The sequence below is a fragment of the Candidatus Eisenbacteria bacterium genome, from assembly GCA_016867495.1.
In the GTDB taxonomy this organism is placed as follows: Bacteria; Eisenbacteria; RBG-16-71-46; order CAIMUX01; family VGJL01; genus VGJL01.
In genome coordinates this window covers 1-2,807 of record VGJL01000267.1, presented here as the reverse complement: position 1 = coordinate 2,807, position 2,807 = coordinate 1, and the positions used below count along the sequence as shown (strand labels likewise).

Below are 2,807 nucleotides of genomic sequence, written 5' to 3'. Positions count from 1 at the left end.
CAGGGAGTCGAGAATGGCGTCGGAGATCTGGTCGGCGACCTTGTCGGGATGTCCCGCGGAGACAGACTCGGATGTCATCAAGCGGGTATGGTTCATCAGGCAACTCCTTCTTTCCGATCGATGCGTGGCGCCCAAATGGCTCAGGTTAGCCGTCCGATCCGGGCGAAGCAAGGTCTCTGGACGGGCCTGACCGTATCACAGATGCGAGCGTCGGGCGGACGCGCGAGGCGGGAGGCTCTGATGCAGACGAGCCGCGGCTAGGACGGGGTCTCTTCCGCCGTCGCTCGCCCCGCCGTCGTCACCTCCGACCAATCGCCCACATTGAGGACCTGGAACGACCCTCGCACGACGGCGTGTTCGCCCACGACCGATCCATCCAGGAGCATCCCGAGGATCTCCGCGTTCTCGTTGATGATCGAGTTGCGCAGGATCGCTCCCTTGACTCTCGCCCCGCCCGCGATGGAGACGTACGGTCCGATGATCGACTCTCGCACCTCCGCGCTCGGGTCGACGGAGACGGGAGGCACCACGACGACGCCGGGGAGGGCCGGCGCGCTCTGGACCAGATCGAGGAGATAGCGATTCGTCGCGAGGAGGGTTTCGGGCTTCCCGCAATCGAACCAGCCTTCGACGAGGTGGACGAGCATCTTCTCGCCACGTTCGAGAAGAGTGGCCAGAGCGTCGGTGAGCTGAAACTCCCCTTTCGTCTTTCGCCCGTCCCGGATCATCCGCTCGATGACCTCGAAGAGATCCTCCGACCGCGGAACATAGTAGAGCCCTACGAGGGCCAGGTTCGACGGGGGAACCTGGGGCTTCTCCACGAGTCCGCAGACGAAGCCTCCCTTGACCTCGACGATTCCGAAACGCTCGGGATCAGCGACCTCCTTGACACCGAGAACGATCTCTCGTCCGCGCAGGAAGATCGAGAAGTCGGTGTGGACGATCGTGTCTCCCAAGACGATCACCACGGGTCCCCTCTGAACTCTCTCTCGCGCGAGGTAGACGGCGTGCGCCAGACCGAGCCGCTCCTCCTGATCCACGAACTCGACGGACGGGCCGTAGCGCGCCGAGACGTAGTCGCGGATCCTATCGCCCATGTAGCCGACGATGACGACCATCCGCTCCACGCCTTCCGCGATCAGACCGTCCAGGATGTGGGCGAGGATCGGGCGTCCGGCGACCTGGATCAACGCCTTGGGGGTAGTGTGGGTGTGGGGGCGAAGACGGGTCCCGACCCCCGCGGCCGGGATGATGGCGATCGGCGCGCTCATCCTCATTCCTCCTTTGCTGCGGCCTTGCGGAGGCGCTCGATCAGCGCCACCGGAGTCGCGTCCACGCCTCGCATCCGGGCCAGTTCCACGCTGACCCGATCGCCGAGGAAGACCTCCGCGAGCAGGGCTCCCCGCCCTCCCGCCTCCGCAGGGGGAGGTTCGAGGAAGGGAAGGCCCAGCGCGGCCGCCTCGCCCGGGAGGGCGGCAAGGAGCCTCTTCTCCTTCTCGGGCAGCGGTCCGCTTCCGCGCAGAACGACGAAGGCCGCGGGGACTCCGCCCCGCGCGAGCCAGGGCCAACCCATCACCTCGTTGTGGATCATTTCCGGCAGCGGGGAGACGATGCAGGATTGCTCCGCGTTCTCGAGGATCTGATTCCGCCAGCGGAAGGCGACCGCCTCCATCGCCCGGCCCACGGGAAGCAGCACCGGCAATCGGTCGTGCAGGGACCGCGCGATCTCATCCGGGTGGCGGCCTCCGGGCGGCGCGTCTCGCTCGGCCCGAAGCGACCTCGCGACGCCGGCGATCTCCCCAAGGAGATCTGGCCTCACGGCCCTGGCGACGCCCGCGAAGAGCCAGGGAAGAGAAGCCCTCGGGGCGAGCCCCCCGGGCACGAGGAAACAGGGCACGCCCCTCTCTATCGCGCGGGCGGCGACGCTTCCTCCGGAGGCCACCACGCGCGTGGGGATCCCGCGGTCGAGGGCCTCCTCCAGCATGGAACGGGCTTCCCAGGTCTCGCCGGAGTAGGTGGCCAGCACGAATCGATCCTCCGGCGAGAGCCAGCGCGGGAGACGGGCGTTTCTCCAGGGAAGAGCGACCGTGCCCTCTTCCTCGAGGAGGACCGCCGCGAGCGCTCCGGCCATTCCGGATCCTCCCATTCCCCCGAACAGGAGCGCGCGGCCCGGCGGGAGGAGATAGCCATCGGGGAGCGGGGCCGCCCAGCCCTCCTCGAGCATCTCAGGAAAGGCATCCACCCACCGGCGCATCGGATCGCTTGCGCTCACTCGAAGGCCTCCAGGTCGAGTCCGGCGGCCCGCACTCCGGATTCGAGAAGCCCCCGCACCTCGCCGCTTGTCGGCGATGCGAGGGCGGCAAGGGCCAGCGATTCGAGCCCGGCCAGGCGCACCGATCGGATGACGCTCTTGATCACGGGCACCTGACGCGGAGAGACGCTCAGGTTGTAGCAGCCCAATCCCAGGAGAGCGAGCGCGCCGAGGGGTTGCCCCGACATCTCCCCGCAGGAGGAGACGGGGATCCCGGCCTCGCGCGCGGTCAGGACGGTCTGCCGCAGGAGCCGCAGCACCGCCGGGTGGAACGGATCGTACAGATGGGCGATCGTCTCGTTCCCGCGATCGACCGCAAGCGAGTACTGGATGAGGTCGTTCGATCCGATGCTGAAGAAGTCGGCCTCGCGCGCGAGGAGATCGGCGATCGCGACTGCGGCGGGAATCTCGATCATCACCCCGAGCGGCACCGACTCCGGCACCGCGTGCCCCTCTCCGAGGAGCTCCGCCGTGCACTCTCCCACGATGCGCCTCG

The 2,807-nt window shown here is 67.9% G+C and carries 4 protein-coding genes; all 4 read right to left on the bottom strand.

The features are described from left to right. Nucleotides 1–96 (bottom strand): hypothetical protein (locus tag FJY88_13240; protein MBM3288291.1); only part of this gene is annotated, 96 nt, incomplete at its 3' end. Between the two features lie 161 nt (nucleotides 97–257). Then, nucleotides 258–1,271 carry a nucleotidyl transferase gene (locus FJY88_13235; protein MBM3288290.1) on the bottom strand — a complete coding sequence of 338 codons (1,014 nt, stop codon included), beginning with the start codon at nucleotides 1,269–1,271 and terminating at the stop codon, nucleotides 258–260. A gap of 2 nt (nucleotides 1,272–1,273) precedes the next feature. Beyond that, a complete protein-coding gene (locus tag FJY88_13230; protein ID MBM3288289.1) occupies nucleotides 1,274–2,272 on the bottom strand; it encodes a hypothetical protein in 999 nt (332 codons plus the stop codon). After that, on the bottom strand, nucleotides 2,269–2,807 hold a 539-nt coding region (locus FJY88_13225), incomplete at its 5' end, for a phosphoenolpyruvate--protein phosphotransferase (protein ID MBM3288288.1). The genes FJY88_13225 and FJY88_13230, both read right to left, overlap by 4 nt.

What these genes read in the sequence shown, in the direction of transcription:
- FJY88_13235 (MBM3288290.1), bottom strand. Translation starts at nt 1,271, where the DNA reads ATGAGCGCGCCGATCGCCATCATCCCGGCCGCGGGGGTCGGGACCCGT.